At 34.8% G+C, this 19,181-nt stretch carries 13 protein-coding genes and 1 pseudogene; 7 read left to right on the top strand and 7 right to left on the bottom strand.

Translation table 11 applies throughout. The annotated features are described in order from the left end of the window. Positions 1–2: 2 nt before the first annotated feature. Together V7147_RS14325 and V7147_RS14330 are read right to left on the bottom strand one after the other, a co-directional pair. Positions 3–560 (bottom strand): sigma-70 family RNA polymerase sigma factor, encoded by a 558-nt coding sequence (locus V7147_RS14325; RefSeq protein WP_335368527.1) that lies wholly within the window; start codon positions 558–560, stop codon positions 3–5. Between the two features lie 560 nt (positions 561–1,120). Further along, positions 1,121–3,769 carry a tetratricopeptide repeat protein gene (locus V7147_RS14330; protein ID WP_335368528.1) on the bottom strand — a complete coding sequence of 883 codons (2,649 nt, stop codon included), beginning with the start codon at positions 3,767–3,769 and terminating at the stop codon, positions 1,121–1,123. Between the two features lie 291 nt (positions 3,770–4,060). On the opposite strand from V7147_RS14330, the gene V7147_RS14335 reads away from it, so the two are divergent. The 4 genes from V7147_RS14335 to V7147_RS14350 all read left to right on the top strand — a co-directional run bounded on the left by V7147_RS14335 (position 4,061) and on the right by V7147_RS14350 (position 7,594). Next, a complete protein-coding gene (locus V7147_RS14335; RefSeq protein ID WP_335368529.1) occupies positions 4,061–4,486 on the top strand; it encodes a hypothetical protein in 426 nt (141 codons plus the stop codon). 128 nt (positions 4,487–4,614) lie between these two features. Continuing rightward, entirely contained in the window at positions 4,615–5,163 is a 549-nt protein-coding gene (locus tag V7147_RS14340; protein ID WP_335368530.1) for a sigma-70 family RNA polymerase sigma factor, read from the top strand. A gap of 1 nt (position 5,164) precedes the next feature. Then, positions 5,165–6,298 carry a hypothetical protein gene (locus tag V7147_RS14345; RefSeq protein ID WP_335368531.1) on the top strand — a complete coding sequence of 378 codons (1,134 nt, stop codon included), beginning with the start codon at positions 5,165–5,167 and terminating at the stop codon, positions 6,296–6,298. A 213-nt stretch (positions 6,299–6,511) separates the two neighbouring features. Beyond that, on the top strand, positions 6,512–7,594 hold the full coding sequence (locus V7147_RS14350) for a Gfo/Idh/MocA family protein (protein ID WP_335368532.1): 1,083 nt from the start codon (positions 6,512–6,514) through the stop codon (positions 7,592–7,594). 52 nt (positions 7,595–7,646) lie between these two features. Here V7147_RS14350 and tagU read toward each other — a convergent pair whose 3' ends face one another. Continuing rightward, positions 7,647–8,582 carry a polyisoprenyl-teichoic acid--peptidoglycan teichoic acid transferase TagU gene (gene tagU, locus V7147_RS14355; protein ID WP_335368533.1) on the bottom strand — a complete coding sequence of 312 codons (936 nt, stop codon included), beginning with the start codon at positions 8,580–8,582 and terminating at the stop codon, positions 7,647–7,649. Between the two features lie 157 nt (positions 8,583–8,739). Here tagU and V7147_RS14360 point away from each other — a divergent pair, with 157 nt between their 5' ends. Continuing rightward, positions 8,740–10,749, top strand: coding sequence for a penicillin-binding transpeptidase domain-containing protein (locus V7147_RS14360; RefSeq protein ID WP_335368534.1), 2,010 nt, complete (start codon positions 8,740–8,742; stop codon positions 10,747–10,749). Positions 10,750–11,117: 368 nt separating this feature from the next. Here the strand turns inward: V7147_RS14360 and V7147_RS14365 are convergent, their stop codons facing one another. The 3 genes from V7147_RS14365 to V7147_RS14375 form a co-directional block, all read right to left on the bottom strand. Continuing rightward, complete coding sequence (locus tag V7147_RS14365) at positions 11,118–12,230, bottom strand: cell wall-binding repeat-containing protein (protein WP_335368535.1); 1,113 nt, start codon at positions 12,228–12,230, stop codon at positions 11,118–11,120. A gap of 78 nt (positions 12,231–12,308) precedes the next feature. After that, on the bottom strand, positions 12,309–12,512 hold the full coding sequence (locus tag V7147_RS14370; RefSeq protein WP_335368536.1) for a hypothetical protein: 204 nt from the start codon (positions 12,510–12,512) through the stop codon (positions 12,309–12,311). A gap of 222 nt (positions 12,513–12,734) precedes the next feature. Continuing rightward, the gene (locus V7147_RS14375; protein ID WP_335368537.1) at positions 12,735–15,053 is read right to left on the bottom strand and encodes a cell wall-binding repeat-containing protein; all 2,319 of its coding nucleotides are present in this window, start codon (positions 15,051–15,053) and stop codon (positions 12,735–12,737) included. A 460-nt stretch (positions 15,054–15,513) separates the two neighbouring features. Here V7147_RS14375 and V7147_RS14380 point away from each other — a divergent pair. Next, positions 15,514–16,656 (top strand): annotated as a pseudogene (locus V7147_RS14380) (transposase). A 152-nt stretch (positions 16,657–16,808) separates the two neighbouring features. Here the strand turns inward: V7147_RS14380 and V7147_RS14385 are convergent. Continuing rightward, positions 16,809–17,975, bottom strand: a complete 1,167-nt coding sequence (locus V7147_RS14385) for a nucleotide sugar dehydrogenase (RefSeq protein ID WP_335368538.1) — start codon at positions 17,973–17,975, stop codon at positions 16,809–16,811. Between the two features lie 322 nt (positions 17,976–18,297). Between V7147_RS14385 and V7147_RS14390 the strand changes: the two genes are divergently transcribed. Beyond that, positions 18,298–19,181, top strand: an 884-nt coding sequence (locus V7147_RS14390; RefSeq protein WP_335368539.1) for a TDP-N-acetylfucosamine:lipid II N-acetylfucosaminyltransferase, incomplete at its 3' end; no start/stop codon positions are given.

Below are 19,181 nucleotides of genomic sequence, written 5' to 3' on the forward strand. Positions count from 1 at the left end.
TATTAACCCCTCCTATTCATTTCCGCTGAGTTCTTATAAAACTTTCGTAAATAGTTTAAGGCTGAGTGATGCCTTGATTTAACTGTACCAACAGGAATGTTAAGAATGATCGCTATTTCTTTTTGAGTATAGTTATAGAAATAGTATAGAAGGATCACTTCTTTTAATTTGAAAGACATTTTATCAATAATAGAAAGAAGAAACGGATGATTGTCTCCACTATTTACAAAATTATTTTCTATTTCGATTTCTTTATTTTTTAAAAACTTGTCAAATAAATTACGTCGTTTCCAGGCTTTCAGTCTCCAATGTTTGACCTGCCTGAATACGAGCCCATTTATCCAGTAATTAAATGGAGATCCTTCTTTGTAATTCTTGATAGATTTCCAGACTTGAAAATAGATTTCATTAACGATTTCATCCACTTCTTGTTTATTCGGTGCCAATACGTAAACCATTTTATATATTTGATTTTTTGTGTTTGAATAGAACTCGTCAAAGGCAGTAATATCACCCGCCTTTAACCTATGTATAATATTTTCCGAAATGATAGGTTCCATAACATCCTCCAAATTTGAGATTACATACTATATTGTCACTTTTGTTCGAAAAGGTTCAATCCTTTTGAAGAAAATTTAAAAATCATTTGTTCCTGATCTAAAAGAAAAATAAATTATGTTGTCAAAAATTTTAGATTGCAGACTTTGGGTTAGATAGAGTGAGAGAGCTTGGTTTACAATACTGTCCACCTGCAGGGGAATCTCCAGACATTTAGATGTCGTTGTAGAACTGTTTACTTATATATGCCGGGTCCTGCGGCGGATCAACCAAAAGCTACAGTTCCAGAAGAAAAAAAGATATCTTTATAGTGTGAATGAAATTGTCTTAAAACACGGCTAACAGTACAATCTAGAACTAAATATCCTATATTAGTTCCAAGCAGGGGAAGAGGGGCAGTGGTTTCCGAATTTTCAACGATGAGTACGGATGGAAATGATGTATTCACTGATTGAGAATAAAAAGGATTCCCGAAGTCGAGTAGGGTCCTAACTCAGTAGGAAATACAAAATAAATAAAGGCACAACTAACGGTTAAAATTCGCTAGCTGTGCCTTTTGAGTTTATAGAGTGTGTGACAGTGATTCAGTTTCCCGACTTTTCTTCCAAATTCGTTCGTTTTGAACAAGTCTTGTTTCAAATAGCTTCAAAGGATCATAGTAGATTTCTGGGCTCGACTTCATCTTAGCTAAAGTTTGTTTATCTTCGTCTACTAGACTCTTTGTTTCTTCTATCGTTTTAAAGAGTTCATCTAAAGAATCTTTATAGAATAACCCGACGTCCTGTTGTAGTGATTTATTGAAAAAGTCGAATTGCTGCCAAAATTTTGTTTGGATAGATTCGACAACATCCAGGTACAAGGCATTTTCTACATAGCGTTTATACTGGTTCAGCATGTAGGATTGCTGTTTTTGTGGCAACAAGCCTAATACTTTACCCGCGCCCTTCAACATCACCTGTGCTGGGTTATGACGTAGCATGATGTTTTCCTTCTCAATTTGAATTTGATAAGTCATGCGACTAATGTCTCGACGCCAGTCCTCAACAATTTTAAAATCACATTGCAGTTTGAGTTCTTTTTCAGGATACCCCTCAGCTAGTGACTCGGTCATATCATTTAAGTAATCTTGAGTAGCCACTAGTTTTTGGTCCGAGGCTTCAATCCATTCCTGAAGTTTTTCTGAAAGGATCGGCACAACCTCTTGATCAAAGTAGCTTCGGATCTCTTCGTTCATTTTTTCATTTAATTCGATATGAAGTTGGTTTAGATTACTTTCCTCCGTTATTATCTCCGAGCAACCTGCAAGGATTTTCGGGATCTTTTCGGAAAGGTCCTGATTAACTTCTCCAATTACGGTTGCAAATGATTCGACAATTTCCTTACTTTGTCCTGTTTCTTTATCATGGAGACTATTGTTAAAACCAGTCAATCTCGTGATAAACTCTTCATTATGTGCGATTAAATCTATAAGTTTGTTTTCAGCGTCTGCTCGCTTTTTAAGCAGGTTGGAAATCGTTTTTCTAAGTAAAAATAGGATTTTTCCAACGCGATTGACTGTATGGAAGCTTGCCTTTATGTCACGTAGAATGTTCCCATTTCTAACAGAGTGAATAACTGCATCCGGAAAGTACTCCCTTATTTTTTCCCTATCAAACGTATTAGTAAGCACAAATTGGACAGGAATATCTTTTGAGCTTTGTTTGATTTGTGCTAGATAATCAAAATCCAGCTCTGATAGAGTTTCGGCTTCGTGAACAAATAGAACGCCATCTACTACAGGTAAATAACCGAACGTTCTCCGTTTTTCCATAAAGTATTCGTTAAAACCAGTCGTATTCAGCCTTAGTGCTGATTGTTGTAATAGAGTGGAAGGTAGGCTCAATTCTATAATCGAATCTTGATTCGTAACTTCTTCCAATGATGCTACAGGACTGCGACCCATATCGGTCACCTCTGTTAATTCCTTCTTTTCTCCATATTGAATACTCCCAAAAGAAGAAAGAGATGGAGTGAGAACTACCTCTTCTAAAATTGAATTAATAAAGGAACCTTTTCCTTTACCTAGGACAAGTAGGTTAGTCGTCTCCATATCAAAAAGCTGATCAAAGCCCCAAACTAATCGATTACTCGTTTCAATATTATTTTTTCTAGCCCACTCAATGATTGTTTTAGTAAAGTGGTGGCATTCATCTATTGATAAAGCTTGATTATGTGCATTTTCCAGGACAATCTCAGCTTCTTTGACAATTACATGTTTGATGGCTGATGGAAAAATATCATCCCACGCGAGTAGGGCTGCAGCTGCTTTCAGTCCATTCGAAGCTGTAGTTGTGTTCAGCCAATTGATCAATAACTTCGGCATTAGCTGCCCAACATCACGTAATAAATACTTTCCAGTCGTGAGCTCAATGTATGCATCCTCAAATAAACCTGTGATCATGTGCCACGGTTCGTAAGGATTAATCTCTAAATCCTTCATGACCTGAATCACAGCATGTAACCAACTTAGATATTGGTCCGTATTTTTGTAGCCTTCCCAAACGACCGCCATAAGCTGTTTGAATCTTGATTGGTCAAGTTCATAAAGTTTTCTCAAAACCGAAGTGAATATTTCAGGCGTAAATGTACTGCCATAACCGGCTTCGCAGTAATCAATTAGAGAATCAAACCAGACTAGGTCCTGTTTCCGCTCAGCTTCTTTAATCGCTAGTTCAACGGCATTTTTCCAATCTTCCTGTTCCTCATAAAAACGCTTGGCAATTGTCGTTAAGTCGGGATAATCAGGATTCCCATCAATCGCTTCCTGCAGAACTCGATAAGCAGCATCAAGCTTGTTATCTTCGAGATAAAGAGAAAAAAGGCTCAACGAAACCTCACTGGTAAGGATCTTATTTTTCGAAATAATTGAGCCGTACTCTTTTTCTGCGTCTGAGAGCAACCCAAGCTCATAATAAGCATCTGCAATATTTTTCTTAGCCCAAGGCTCAAGGTCATTCGTGATATTCTCCCATTTATATATAGCCGCTTCATAATCTTTATAATTAAAGTAAATTTCCCCTTGAGCGAACCGGATATAGGATAAATCATAAATTTCCTTTTCCTGCTCAGCTATAAAAGCATCTCCAAGGATCTCAACCGGATGCCTCAAGTCATTTTCAGAAATAAACGTTTGATAAAATGTTTTTGTAATTAACTGATTTTCTGATGTCATATTTAAACCTCCATTACCGGGGCGTGTGGACAGAACCCGCGTCCCGTTTCATTCTGGTCTGGTAGGGTGAAGGAACTTATATAAATGTTTCTTCAGAGTATACTTATACCATATCATAAATATATACGTTATATTTTATCGGATTATGTCGGTTGATCTGAGGGACGATTTGCTGTTATTGTGGTGTATTCAGGAAATAGTCCCAGGATAATTCTTTTCCAAAAAGTGTTTTGTCTACCCAGACCTCCATGATCTATTGTATATTTATATTTATGTAGGAGGTCTGATAGTATGAGGTTTATGAGATTTGCACTTATGACTATTCTTGTTTTGGCTATTCTGGGGTATGGAGTTTATTATTTTGGAACAAATATGGCCTCAGAAAAGCTAATGGATGCTGTGTCATCCGAATTAGAGAATAGCGGTGAAATGGAAAATATCAAACAAACCATAGAAAATGATCCGGAGTTGCAGGTTTATTTAGAAGAAGTGGAATCAGTTGATGAAAGTACATTACCATTTACTACAAAAGAAGAAGCAACTAGAGTGTTAGTAAAAAAGGTAGGGTTAACAGGGATCCAAGACATACAGTCTAAGTTTCAACAAGGGCAACTGACTAACGAAGAATTGATTCAAGTAATTGAAGGGAAATTAACTGAAGAGGAACTCACAGCATTGAAGGTAATTGCTTACAAAGAACTTTATAATAAACAATAAACGGGGCTAACTTTTAGTCCTTTTTTTTATGGAAGTCAAAACAAATTTAGCAAGTTAAGAAAAAATGAAACTATTTTTATACTAGCCCCGTTTCTATTGTGAGGGCGTCCTATAAAGGAGAGTAGAAAATGGAAATAAAGGATAAATTATTTGAAGAGTGTTCTAATGTACCTACTGAACAGACAATGGAATGGTTAATTCAGGAATATGGGTACGATGTTTATAAACTGGCATTCTTTTATCTAAAAGATAAAGGGAAGGCTGAGGATATTTCACAGGAGGTTTTTATAACTTGCTATGAAAAGTTGTCTAATTTTGAGGGGGAGTTTACAAAAATAAAACATTGGTTATTAAGAATAACCTCCAATAAATGTAAAGATGTTTTGAGGAGTTGGCCATATAAATACATACAGTTTACCGATACTCTATTCGATCGCTTTAAAAATCTAGAGCTTTCTCCAGAAGAGCGTTTTACTAGCATGAATGAAAAATCAGAATTAGTTAGAGAGATTTTAAAGTTACCGATAAAATACCGGGAAGTAATAATCTTTTACTATTACGAGGATTTGAAAATATCCGAGATCAGCAATATCTTGCAAATAAATGAAAATACTGTAAAAACACGACTTCGCCGCGGAAAAGGACAGTTAAAAAATACGATTAAGGGAGGGAATTAAAATGGATAAAAACTTAGAAAAACTCAAAAAAAGTATGGATGAAGTACTGTTCAATGATTCCATTCATGAAAAGATGCTGAAAAATAAGATGCTCAATGAATTTAGAAATAGAAATGCAGGGTATCCGAAAAATCAAAAAAGAGTATTTTTAAATTACTTAAGTTATTCGGTTATTGGAATCATATTTATCTGCATATTAGCTTTCACAGGTCAACAAGTAGGAATTTATGATTTGGGAATGCAAAATAGTAATACACCGAACGTAGTCGCCCAAGAAGAAACTTACAAACTAAAAATAGAATTATTAAATGCTACCGTAACAAACGATGTCATGCCTAATAATCCAGATGAAAAACAGCCTGCTTTAAAGTATGATTTAGAGATGAAAATAGAAAATTTAAATTTTGATGACATTAGAGAAACTCTACTTGACATTGAACCAGGAGATAAGTTAAATCCACTAATAATCAATAATAAAAGGACAGAAAACTATTATGAAAATACCAGATCTATATACTATGATATGGATAATGCAGTTATCTTAAGGGTTGAATCCTATTTTGAGATAATTGATGGAGTGAGTGTAACAAACGCATTGGAAAATGCACATGATATTTCAATCAATTTTCAGGGCAGTAATGCATTAATAAGTCAAATAAAGTTGAAGGAGCAAGACTTAAAGATCGTGGATCCGGCCAAAGAACAACCACAAAAACAATACACTTTTGAAATTCAAAATTTATCAATTAAAACAGGTGAAGTTGATGGAAAACCCGAAAATGAAAATGTAATCGAGTATAAATTTCAACTGAAAGATACAAGCAAGGATCGTTATATCCATTCAAAGAACGAAGATAACAAAATGGTTGTTGGTTTGTGGGCAAAGGACGAGTTGTCTAAATACATGGTTATAGATTATACAAGTAGTTCAGAAAATAATTCGAATATGCTTACTTTATTTAGTAACCATAATGACTCAAATGATATCCACGAATTTTCATTTATATATAAGATTAAGGATGGAATAGATCCAGAAGAAGCGTTAAAACATGCTTACGATTCGAATATTCTTATTTATATAGGGAATGAATTTGTTCAATCGAATGGACTAGAACATTATATAAATGAAAACTAAATATTATTTTTGTTATATAGCCTACTCAATCAGAGTAGGTTTTTATTAATTGAGGTATCTCCCAATCAATGTGTTGACTCTAGAAATCATGATTAGGTAATTAGTAGGGTTTGGCAATATAGCCTTTATATTATAAAATAATAAGAGGCTCTGAATTATAGATGGTAATCCCATAAAATTCACAGTAATTTTAACAAATGAAGGAGGAGCAACATGAGTTTGAAATTTGCATTGATAGGTTGTGGACGTATTTCGCCAAACCATATCGCAGCTGCACAAGAAAATGAACTTGAGATTGTTGCCTTATGTGATGTAATTCCTGAAAATATGGAAGATAAAATGAATCAATTTGACCTTCCTAAATCAACTGCGTTATATACCGATTATAAAGAGATGTTAGAAAAGGAAAAGCCTGAATTAGTAGCGATTTGTACAGAAAGTGGTAAGCATGCTGTAATTGCTTTAGACTGTATTGAAGCTGGCGCTAATCTTATTATTGAAAAACCAATCGCACTTTCACTTGAAGATGCAGATGAAATCATTAAAAAAGCAAAAGAGAAAAATGTTAAGGTAAGTGCATGTCACCAAAATAGATTTAACAAATCAATCCAAAAGATACGTGAAGCGGTTGAAGAAGAACGTTTTGGTCGACTTTTACACGGCACGGCTCACATTCGTTGGAACCGCGGTGAAGACTACTATACTCAAGCTCCTTGGCGTGGAACTTGGGAACAAGACGGTGGCGCATTAATGAACCAATGTATCCACAATATTGACTTGTTACGCTGGATGATGGGTGGAGAAATTGACGAAGTTGTAGGGATGACTGACAATCTAAAACACGGTTTTATTGAGGCTGAAGACCTTGGTATGGCTTTAATTAAGTTCTCAAATGGAAGCTATGGGATTGTTGAAGGAACAACTAACATCTTCCCAACAAACTTAGAAGAAACTCTTTACATATTCGGTGACAGTGGAACTATAAAAGCTGGAGGTAAGTCAGTTAATATCATTGAAGAATGGCTATTTGTTGATAAAAAAGATAATCCTGAAGAAGTAAAAGCGAAATATCAAGAGAATCCACCAAGTGTTTACGGGTTCGGTCACAACCCACTTTATACAGACGTAATTGAAGCGATTAAAAATGACCGTGAACCTTACGTAACAGCTAAAGACGGAAGAGATGCTTTAGAACTTGTCCTTGCAATTTATAAATCAGCAGCAGAAGGTAAGGGAGTTAAGCTTCCATTAGAAAAATGCAGCACATTAGATTTTAAAGGTAGATTTGACAAATAATAAACGAAGGAGAATGATTTGCGGAATCATTCTCCTTCTTTCTTGCCTACTACTATTGAAGTTCTAAATGTTGTTTTAATTTTGTTGAAAGAGCGCTACGCTCTTCCTCAGGAACCATGAAGTAATACACTCCATCTATTTTCGTACCACTGCCTGAAATTTGACTTTGTTCAAGTTGCCCAGCGGCTTCTCTGTAGTTTTTTTGTATTTCTAGCATTTGGTCAAAAGTTAGGTTTGTTTGAACGTTGTTACCTAGCGCACCCAGGATATCATCAACTTTGGTAATAGTTGAAAGACTAGCACCTTGTTTAATGACTGCTTGTATTATCTGGCGTTGCCTTTCCTGTCTTCCGAAATCACCGCGAGGATCGTCATATCGCATACGCGAATATGCCAACGCTTTGGTTCCGTTTAGTTTTAGTTGACCTTCATTAAACGTATACCCTTCGTAATTGAATGTAAATTTGTTGTTAACTGTTACACCACCAACTGCATCTACAATATCTTTAAAGCTTTCCATATTAACTTGAATAAAATAATCGATTGGTATATCTAGAAAATGTTCAACAGTGTTCATAGTCATTTCTACACCCCCAAAGGCGTATGAATGATTGATCTTGTCCTGTTTACCTTTTCCAACAATTTCTGTTCTAGTATCACGAGGGATACTTACCATTTGAATGGATTTGGTATTAGGATTTACTGTTAGAACAATGAGGGAATCGGCCCGACCTTTGTCCCCTTTTCGCTTATCCACTCCCATCAATAACACGGAAAAAGGGTCTTTATTAGAAAAGACGACCTCATCTGTTCGTTTTTGGGATTTCTCTCTATCGATAGCTGTATGCATTGAGTCAACCGTCTTTCCTAAGGAGTTATATAAATAAAAAGCATATCCTCCAATACTTAACAGTAATATGCCCAATATACTTAGTAAAGAAATTACCCATTTTTTCTTTTTACTCTTTTTTTGATTATGTCTTCCCATTGTATCCCTTCTTTTGTATGAAAATGTAAATACCATATGATTATAGTATTAATTTTGTCGAAAAACAATATAAAATGCGCCTCAAAATGTGTTATAAATTGTATATTATAGGTAGATGTGTTTTAGTTTGAATAAAAAGACTGGGGGAATTGAAAAAATGAAACGTAAATTTTTGCTTTTTATATGCTTAGTAGTAGGGATTATTATAGTAACAGCATGTAATAATGAACCACTTCCGGAAGAACGATTTAAAACATTCATCAAGGATTGGGAAAAACAAGACTTCAGCAAAGTGTACGACCAATTCTCACCAGAAATAAAGGAAACCGTTAAAAAGGAAGAGTTTGTGGAACGTTTCAGTAAAATTTACAATGATATTGGTGTTAGTAATCTAAAATTAAAATTTAAAACCCCTGTAGAGGAAGTAGAGCCTAACGACAATGGGGAAGTCAATTTTATATACGATCTTTCAATGGAAACTATTGCGGGTCCTATTGAATTCACAGAACAAGCGACACTTGTTTTAGAAGAAATGGAAGACGAGAAGAAGTGGACAGTCAGATGGGAACCTGCGATGTTCTTACCAAACATGCAGGAAGGGGATGAAGTTGGTCTTCAGCTATCATCTCCAATACGTGGAGAAATTCTTGATCGCAACGGTGTAAAGCTAGCAGAAAATGGACTTGTATATGAAATTGGAATGGTCCCGCAAGACCTCGATGAAAATAAGGATGCTACAATTGCAAAAGCAGCGGAGTTATTGAAAGTAACACCAGAGTCGATTCAGAAGGATTTAGATGCTTCTTGGGTTAAACCTGATTATTTTGTGCCGATAGGAAGACTTCCTTTACAGGATCAAGAACTTGCTGCAGAGGTAACACAATTAAGTGGAGTGCTTTCAAAAAAGGTGGAATCTCGGGTATATCCTTTTAAAGATGCAGCTGCGCATTTAATTGGGTATATTGGGAAAGTAACCGCAGAGGATTTGAAAAAGCTTGAAGGAAAAGGATATTCTTCAAATGACATAGTAGGGAAAAAGGGTCTTGAGTTAGTTTTAGAGGATCGTCTAAGAGGAGAAAAAGGAGCACATCTCTTCATTAAAAAGGCAAACGGCGGAGATAATGTCACAATTGCTAAAAAAGAATCAAAGGATGGCGAAACAATCAAATTAACGATTGATATTGATACGCAGCTTGTCGCATACGATCAACTCAAGGGGAGTGCTGGGGCTGCAGCTGCCATTCACCCATTAACAGGTGAAGCACTAGCACTTGTGAGTACGCCTTCATTTGATCCAAATGCATTTGTTTTAGGAAATGCGCCATGGACTGAATTAAATGAAGATCCACTCAAACCATTAGTGAACCGTTTTATTTTGACATATGCTCCTGGCTCTTCCTTTAAACCAATTACAGCGGGAATTGCTCTCGAAAACCAAGTGATTACCCCTGAAACTTCAATTGACATCAAAGGGAAGCAGTGGCAAAAGGACAGTTCATGGGGGGGATATTCAATCACTAGGGTTAGTGATCCTGGAAAACCAGTGAACTTAAGAGATGCACTTGTATACTCGGATAATATTTATTTCGCACAGGCTGCCTTAGGGATTGGCGGAGAACGTTTTGAAACAGAGTTAACAAAATACGGATTCGGTGAACCATTTCCATTCGAATATCCTGTCTATGATTCAAAGGTATCAAACGAAGGTTTGAAGACTGATGTATTAACAGCAGATACAGGCTATGGACAAGGTCAGCTTGAAATGAGTACAGTCCACCTGGCAGTTTCCTATACACCATTATTAAATTCTGGAAACTTAATAAAACCGCGGCTTATCCTAGATGGCTCTGAAAAAGAAGCTTGGAAAGAGAATGTAATATCTCCAGAAAATGCCGGGATCATTGTCAATGATCTTGTGCAGGTAGTAGAAGATCCGAGTGGAACAGCAAATGATGCGAAAATTGAAGGCATAAGGATAGCAGGAAAAACAGGTACAGCCGAGCTAAAAGCAACTAAAGATGAAAAAGGCCAAGAAAACGGATTGTTTGTTGGTTTCAACACAGAAAATCCAAGTCTTTTAGTGGCTATGTTGATTGAAGATGTGAATTCTGGAAGTCATGATGTAACACCAAAAGTGAGAGCTATATTTGAAAGTGTTGTGAAATAAGGAATAATAGGCTGACGAATTTTTCGAATTTCGTCAGCCTTCTTTTTAAACTTACAATTTCCGAGGAAATACTACATAAATTAACCAAAATATATAACTTAGTTGGAATAAAGTAAACGGTAATTTGTATTGTCTGAATATATATTAATACTCTTGGATATATTAGTAAAAAATCATCTAAGGGTGCGATTGTATGCAACAAGAAGATAATTTTCCGAAAGGAATGTTTTGGGGAACTTTGATAAGTGTTCCATTATGGGTTTCAATTTTTGGAGCAATTAAATTAGCACAAAAATTTTTGGGTAGTTAATATTTAAGGGTTAAAAAACCTTGTGGGGAACATTCACCCACAAGGTTTTTTATTGTTCTTAATATAAGATTTGATATCTTAATTCTTCATTTAGAGTTGCCGGTCCACCTAGTAAAGCTACTCTTCTGAGGTTAATCATATAATAATCAGTGTTGAAGTTAATTTGATTAGCTCTTACTAAAAGAATCGGGCTGTTATTATACCAAGAGTATCGTGAACCATATAATGCATCGGCAAAAATAAGGCCATTTGCTAATGAAACAATTTTTGGGCTAGGATAGAACTTCTTTGCAATTGCCAATGATGTATCATACCGATCTTTCCCTGCAATTCTTTCGATACTAACAATTCCAGCCGCCTTTAATTCATTTTCAATTGAAACCGGAATGACCCCAGTACCACTAACAATGTAAACTTTTTTTATAGTTGGGTGGGATTTAATATAGTCTTTGATTCTTGGCATTAGGTTTTCTCCCCACTGAGGTAAAATCGGACTTTGTCGTTCCGTCGCAGCAGGAGAAACACTTAATGAGTCACTAAACACTAAACCATCAGTTGGGTTTGCCATTTCAGCAACTTTTAGTGCAACATCTAATCTGTCCTTTCCACTAATTCTTTCCACAGTAAAATGTTTCTTCATTTCTTCTTCAATATTTGGTGACACCGAACCAGGCCCGCCTAGAATATAAACTTTTCCATTTGGCTTTAAAAGTCGTTTTGCTTCATTAATCTTAGACTGAATCACTTGACCATTGTCTTTAATCAGTAGAATCGTAGTATTTTTGGTTTTATTTAATACTGAACCGACAAGTGCATCTGAATATGTTAATCCGCTTGTTAATAATACTGCACCAAGACTATTATCAGGAATTCCATTATTTAGATTCTTTTCAACTTCATACCGATCCTTACCACCAAATCTAATAATGTTGTTTCGCTCTCTAAAATTGAATTCAACATCGTATGTATAATGTTTTTCAAGATTTGTTAATCGCTTTGTTTCAAAAATAAATTTTCCTGTTAACTGATCAATCCCGCCAATTTCTTTTACAGCTGAGTAATGAATTAGATTGGTATCGTGAGCAAGTGATAATTTATCATCATTACCTGGGTCTGAAAAAATAGCCACATAAGTCCCGTCTAATAGTTCTGCAAATAAGGTGTTTTCCACTTTCGTTCTATCTAAAGAGAAGAATTGAATAATTTATTTCAAAACCAATACTTCCATAACCTGTTGCTTTTGTATCAATTACATAACGATCAATGACTTCGTTGCATCAAATTTGCCACTTTCTGTACTTGTACTCCACTTACCAAATTCCACTTCATCCATGGTCAATGTTCGGTCATCTGGATCCAAAGAAACAGACTTACCAGCTCCATTAACTTGGATAGAATTACTCAATAGTAAAGCAAAAAAAATACCAACTACTAATATCAACTTTCGGTTCAACTTTAAATATCCCCCTTAGAAAAATTTTGCTTAAAAATTTCATATCAGTAAAAAGGAGGGTATTTCAACAATTTTTTACAATTTTTTAATTATTTATTTTTATTTTAGCATATGGTAAGGACCAAATTTTAGTTCTTATTAACCGGAATCGCTAACCCGAAGCTATAGGGAATAAAATATTCTTTTATTTATTAGAATCACCTTGTCATTTACATAAGAGGTTTATTTCCTTAGTTGTTCAACAACCTGATTACCAACTGAACCCGTGCCACCTAAAATATTGTGTTTAGTTATGCCTTTTTCAGTGAGAATAGACAATGAACTTTCAGGCAAACTTCCTTGTCTACTAAGAACAAGGGAGGCATTTTCTTTTGCGGCAAGGACAGAGCCGGTTAAGGCATCCGCAAATGTAGCCCCTGTTGCAATATAGGCTTTCGTTGGATTTAGATTTAAATCTCTTATTACATTTGCAGCTACTTCATAACGGTCCTGACCTGAAATGCGTTTGGGAGATGGAAGGTGGTTATAAACATTTGCACCAACACTAGCCTCTCCTCCAACTACGATGGTATTAACTATTTGTTTTTCATTCAATGCCTGAAGTGTTTCATCCGGTAAATGATCTTTATTTGCTAATAAAATTGGATAGCCATTTCTTGCAGCATAGGGTGCGATAGCTAGTGCATCGGGAAAATTCATACCATATGCAATGATGGCTGTATCTGTATTTTCTAATCTTTGAGAGATATGATAACTAACCTCAAACCGATTTTTCCCACCAATTCTTTCAATATTAGAAAATCCTTCATTAGTTAAATCTTTCACCACATTCTCACCAACACTTCCAGGACCACCAACCATAATGATCTTTTTAGGCTGTAATCTTTTTAATTCCATTTTGGTTTCATCCGAAAGTCGATCTTGGTGTGTAAGGAGTATTGGTGCATCCTCTTGGTAGGCTAAAGGTGAGGCCGCAAGTGCATCAGCATATGCATTGTAATTTGAAAGAATTACTGTATCAGCATGTTCTGGCCATCCTTGTTTAGAGATATTAACGGCTACCTCAAATCGATTTTTACCAGAAATTCGATTCACAACATTAATATATTCACCTGCAATGTAACCTTCAGTCCCATCTTGAAGCTGTACTTTATACCATTCCGAATTTTCTTGAACAGCTGGTTCACTTAAAATTTTTAACAGTTCTCCTTTAGGTAGGGTACTTACTATTTCAGAGCTAGTAGATGGGGCTTGTTGTAAATTAACAGCAGTTAATGTGCTTGAAGGAAACTCTGCTACATTACTACTAGGCGGTATCCATTCTTTAAATTCCGCCCAAAGTGCGTGGTTTTCTTGCCCAAGGCTCCAGCTACCTGTTCCTTTAATATTGTATTTATCAACTAAGTCAACTTTGGCTTTTATTGATTGCTCGTTTTCGTACCAAATCGTATATTTTCCTGGAGCTAGCGTTTTTCCATTAATAACAGTAGGGGGATCCCCTTGTTTAATAATCACAGTGGCTTTAGGTGACTGACTAATTCCATCAAATATAATAGTGCTTTCATATTTATTAATCATTTCTTCGACTCGATTATTGGAAATCCCATGACCGCCAACAGTAGCATCTTCTACCCAATAACGCCCATAATGAGGAAGTCCAAGCACAACCTTATTAGCAGGAACCCCTTTAGAAAGGGCATATTGAATCGAACGTTCAGCAAAAGAAACACTTGCAACCGGTCCAGGAGCGCTTCCTTCCCAGCTTTCATCATAGGCCATTATCATGAGATAATCGGAATACTGTGCTAATTTTTGATAATCATAAGAGCCATGCCAGCCTTTAGTCCATCCATTTGGGTTAGCAGCAACTGCAACAGAAAGAGATTTGTCAGCCGAAAGCTTATCTCGTAGTAGGCGAACAAAGTCAGTATAATTATCACGGTCAATATCTGATACATTTTCAATATCGACATTCACACCGTCTAAATTATAATCCACAACGGCCTTTGCGATTTGAGTAGAGAGCTGTTCACGGTTCGCAAGGGCAGCCCTTCCTTGATCTCGATTCCAATGGTTACTCAAAAATGGAACAACCTTAACACCACGCTTATGCATTTCAGCAATGAAGGTTTTATCCATTTTTGTTGTGATTTTTAAAGTACCATCATCATTTAAATCAAAATAGCTTGGTGCCGCTTCGTTAATCACACCGTGTGTCCGGTCAACCTGGTTAATAAATGAACTAGTAGATCCGAAATATAAATAACCCATATTGAAGTCTGTTGCTGCATTAACTTTAGGTGTATCCATTAAAAGTGTCGTAACTAGTAATGAACCTGCCATTACCTTTACAGTTTTAACTCCAACACTCGGAAATTTCTCCTTAACATACTTGTTTACGACCTGCCGAAGGCTTTCCTTCCTTTGGTCCGAAATATTACCTAGTTCCGTGGCAAACTCGGTTGAGATTGGATTAATGTATAATATAAGTTCAACGGAGTCGTTATTTTGGATTAGTTTATGGGATTGAAAGAAGTCCATGGAATACTTCCTTTCAAAGTAAATTTTATTATTTACTATTTGTAAATATAGGTTGGATTATTTATCATGTTCACAAGTACTTAACTCTATTTGGGTAAAACTTAGTCCATAATTAATAATTATATTTGACATAAGTTTAATTCATCAAATTGCAATGGAACTGAATGATAACCTGATAAATTCCCTAACTTTCCTTCTTTTTTCAATTCCTCTAGAGTTTCACCAAGCCTTGCATGTTCCACATTTGATTCATGTTTTGGGATAGTTTGCATTGTGACTCTAGATGATGTTTAACATACTTTTTATACTTTAAATAGTTCGAATCACATTTTTAAAAAAGAAAAGCCTTGTAGAATTAGCTTCAAGGCTCAGACCGTAGACAAACTCGATAAATTTCGAAAATGCCTACAGTCTTTATAAATTTAAAATATTTATAGAGAATATTAAGGGTGATGGGAAAATGATGTCGAGAAATAATAACTTAGTTAGAGAACAATTGGAAATGATTACACTGGATCAAGAAGTAACACAAGATCACCTTGTGAGAAAGCTTGAAGCAGCTATTGAATTATTCTCCTTCATTACCCATTGGTTGAAAACCTTTTTTCAACTTAGGTCATCCAAGTATTAATCAAGTTGTACTGATTAAAGTGACATTTATTCAGTATATATTTGGCATATATTCAATGAGGCAAACAATCAAGGAAATTGAAACGAATAAAGCTTACCGTTGATTTTTGGGTTTTATACAGATGTTCCCTACTTTTCTACCTTCGGTAAAAATTATGAACGTCGTTTTAAGGATATAGATATATTTAATCAGATGTCTACCGTATTTTAAAAGAGATTACTGATAAGATCTTATTAAGCGCGGGTCCTGAAAGTGGATATTAATTAAAAGATGAACGTACGAAACAATTTGCCTATTCATTTCATGCCGCTACGGACCGAAATGGTTTTGTGTTAGGGTCAATTGTAACGTCAGGGAATACTCATGAAAGTCATATGCTTCGACCATTGGTGGAATCGATTGTGGATAAAGTCTTGAAACCTTTTGCTGTTGCTGCCAAGCTGCTTATAAAACACCTGCAATTTTTAATTTCTTAATAGAAAATCCATATTACTCCTGCTCTTCCTTACATACGTCCCAAAACAAAGGAAGGATTCATGCTTAAACATGAGTACGTTTATGAGAGCAACTTTGATTGCTATTTCTGTCACAAGGAGAGACATTAGCTTATACAACTACGATGAAGGAAGGATATCGACAGTATAAATCAGATCCTTCAAAGTCCATAAATTGTCCTTTACTAAAACAGTGTACTCAGAGTCAAAATCATCAGAAGTTAATTCAGCGTTACATCTGGGAAGCTTATGTGGAAGAAACAGAACACCTTTGCAATACTGAAGAAGTAAAGGAAATATATGCACGTCGTAAAGAATCTGTTGAACGCGTCTTTGCAGATGCAAAAGAAAAGCATGGTATGCGTGGATAACCCTTGGAGTAATTAAAAAATTGTCTATTCAGGCGATGCTAACTTTTGCTGCAATGAATTTAAAGAAACAAGCAGATTGGACTTGGGTAAGTCCAGAGCTTGCATAAAACATATGCAAGTTGGGAGATTATATACTCAAAAATAGTGTTCATTTTTGATAAAAATAGGAAAAATAAAAGGCATTTGGGATATGAGAATTCCCAAATGCCTTTTGTCGACACTCTGAGCCTTGAAGAATTAACTGCAAGGTTTTTACATTCTAGTCTCTACTAAATATGTCCCTTGTATAAACCTTTTCAGCAACATCCTTAAGGTCCTCTGATAACCTGTTTGCAACAATCACATCTGAAATATTTTTAAATTCTTCAAAATCATTTATAACTAGGGAGTTGAAAAATTGTTCATCTTTAAGTGCTGGTTCATAGACTACAACATCAATGCCTTTAGCTTTAATTCGTTTCATAACTCCCTGGATAGCTGATTGTCTAAAATTATCGGAATCCATTTTCATTGTTAGTCTATAGATGCCTACTACTTTAGGTTGTCTTTTCAGTATCATTTCAGCTATATGATCTTTTCTAGTTCTATTAGCATCCACGATTGCACCCATAATATTATTAGGAACATCTTGGTAATTTGCCAACAATTGCTTTGTATCTTTTGGTAGACAGTAGCCTCCATAACCAAAAGAAGGGTTGTTATAGTGATTTCCGATTCGGGGATCAAGTCCCACTCCGTCAATAATTTGTTTTGTATCTAGCCCTCTTATTTCTGCATAGGAATCCAATTCATTAAAGAAGGCAACCCTCATTGCTAGATAGGTATTAGCAAATAGCTTTATTGCTTCTGCTTCAGTTGAATTTGTAAATAATACAGGGATGTTTTCTTTAATTGCACCCTCTACTAGTAAATCCGCAAATACTTTTGCTCGTTCTGATTGCTCGCCAACTACAATTCGAGAAGGATATAGGTTGTCATATAACGCTTTTCCTTCTCTTAAAAATTCTGGCGAAAAGATAATGTTATCTGTTTCAAACTTTACTTTAATGGTTTTTGTGTATCCTACAGGGACAGTAGATTTAATTATCATAACTGCATCCGGATTAATAGATAGAACATTCGCGATAACAGCTTCTACAGTTCTTGTATTAAAATAATTTTTATCGGGGTCATAATTCGTCGGTGTTGAGATTATTACATAATCTGCATCTTTATATGCTTTGTAATTATCAGTTGTTGCAGTTAAATTTAAGTCCTTCGTAGCTAAATATTCCTCAATTTCGTTATCAATAATAGGGGACCTTTTATTATTTATCATATCAACTTTTTCCTGAATTATATCAAGTGCAATTACTTCATTATGTTGTGCAAGAAGTATTGCATTGGAAAGGCCGACATAGCCTGTACCTGCAATTGTGATTTTCATGTAAATACACATCCTTATTAATTTAATATACATTTTTTATGTAATTGAAATTATTGCTAACAATAAATAAAAAGTTTATGTTTTAATCATCAGTTTATTATTATAACACAATGATAATTAAAACTTACATATCAAAGCAATAAGACAATTTTTTATTAGGGAAAGTAGAATTAGATGCTATAAGGGTTGATTATTTAAGATTTATATATATTATAAATATCGTTAGAAAACAACGGTGGGTTATCTAAAATAATAAAATTTCGTGTTAAGATACAATTGATTTGTAAAATAAAAAAACATACAAAGAATGTAGAAAATCCTCATGGAAACTTGGAAAGAAAGGGAAGGTTACAAAGTGAAAAAATTACACATAATGCCAAATGAAAAATTCACAGAACTTTATATAGAATTTATAAATAATCATTTCGATGCAAGTGAACATTTATTTTTAATCATAGGAAAAGGAATCAACGCTGAAATAACGGCAAGAAAAAATGTTAAAAATATTTATCTTAAGGACATTAAGGGATTAATTAATTTAATAAAAGAATTAAATAAGTCTAAAAAAGTTTTTTTACATGGGCTTTTTATGAATAAGATTGTCATGTTGCTATTCTTACAACCGTGGACTATAAAGAAATGTAATTGGATTATTTGGGGTGGGGATCTCTATAAATATAGCTCTAGAAATGAAAGTGTTAAAAATTTCTTTAATGAATTGCTAAGGAAATCTGTAATTAAAAATTTCGGTGGGATAATAACTTTGGTTAAAGGAGATTATCAACTTGCAAAAAAATGGTATAGTGTTAAAGGGAAATATTATCGTGGCATGTACATTAACCCAGTAAAAATTGAATTTTTAAACAAAGTACTTAATGAAAAGGACTTAAGTAATCAAGAAATAAATATTCAAATTGGTAATTCCGCTAATCCGAGCAACAGGCATATCGAAGCCTTAAATCTTCTAAGTAAATTTAGAAACGGCAATATTAAAATTTATGTCCCATTATCTTATGGTTATAATGATAATGAATATATTAAAAAGGTAATAGATGAAGGTAAAGCAATTTTTAAAGATAAGTTTATACCTATGGTGGACTTTTTAAATCCAGAAGAATATGCGAAATACTTAGCATCTATTGATATTGCAATTTTTGGACACAATAGACAGCAGGCGTTGGGTAATATTTATGCATTACTATACCT

The sequence above is a fragment of the Bacillus sp. JJ1521 genome, assembly GCF_036965165.1.
In the GTDB taxonomy this organism is placed as follows: domain Bacteria; phylum Bacillota; class Bacilli; order Bacillales; family Bacillaceae_L; genus Ferdinandcohnia.

Bases quoted from the DNA above. Each gene is read 5' to 3' on its own strand.
- V7147_RS14325 (WP_335368527.1), bottom strand. From the start codon at position 560: ATGGAACCTATCATTTCGGAAAATATTATACATAGGTTAAAGGCGGGT.
- V7147_RS14335 (WP_335368529.1), top strand. From the start codon at position 4,061: ATGAGGTTTATGAGATTTGCACTTATGACTATTCTTGTTTTGGCTATT.
- V7147_RS14385 (WP_335368538.1), bottom strand. From the start codon at position 17,975: ATGAAAATCACAATTGCAGGTACAGGCTATGTCGGCCTTTCCAATGCA.
- tagU (WP_335368533.1), bottom strand. From the start codon at position 8,582: ATGGGAAGACATAATCAAAAAAAGAGTAAAAAGAAAAAATGGGTAATT.
- V7147_RS14340 (WP_335368530.1), top strand. From the start codon at position 4,615: ATGGAAATAAAGGATAAATTATTTGAAGAGTGTTCTAATGTACCTACT.
- V7147_RS14375 (WP_335368537.1), bottom strand. From the start codon at position 15,053: ATGGACTTCTTTCAATCCCATAAACTAATCCAAAATAACGACTCCGTT.
- V7147_RS14350 (WP_335368532.1), top strand. From the start codon at position 6,512: ATGAGTTTGAAATTTGCATTGATAGGTTGTGGACGTATTTCGCCAAAC.
- V7147_RS14360 (WP_335368534.1), top strand. From the start codon at position 8,740: ATGAAACGTAAATTTTTGCTTTTTATATGCTTAGTAGTAGGGATTATT.
- V7147_RS14330 (WP_335368528.1), bottom strand. From the start codon at position 3,769: ATGACATCAGAAAATCAGTTAATTACAAAAACATTTTATCAAACGTTT.
- V7147_RS14345 (WP_335368531.1), top strand. From the start codon at position 5,165: ATGGATAAAAACTTAGAAAAACTCAAAAAAAGTATGGATGAAGTACTG.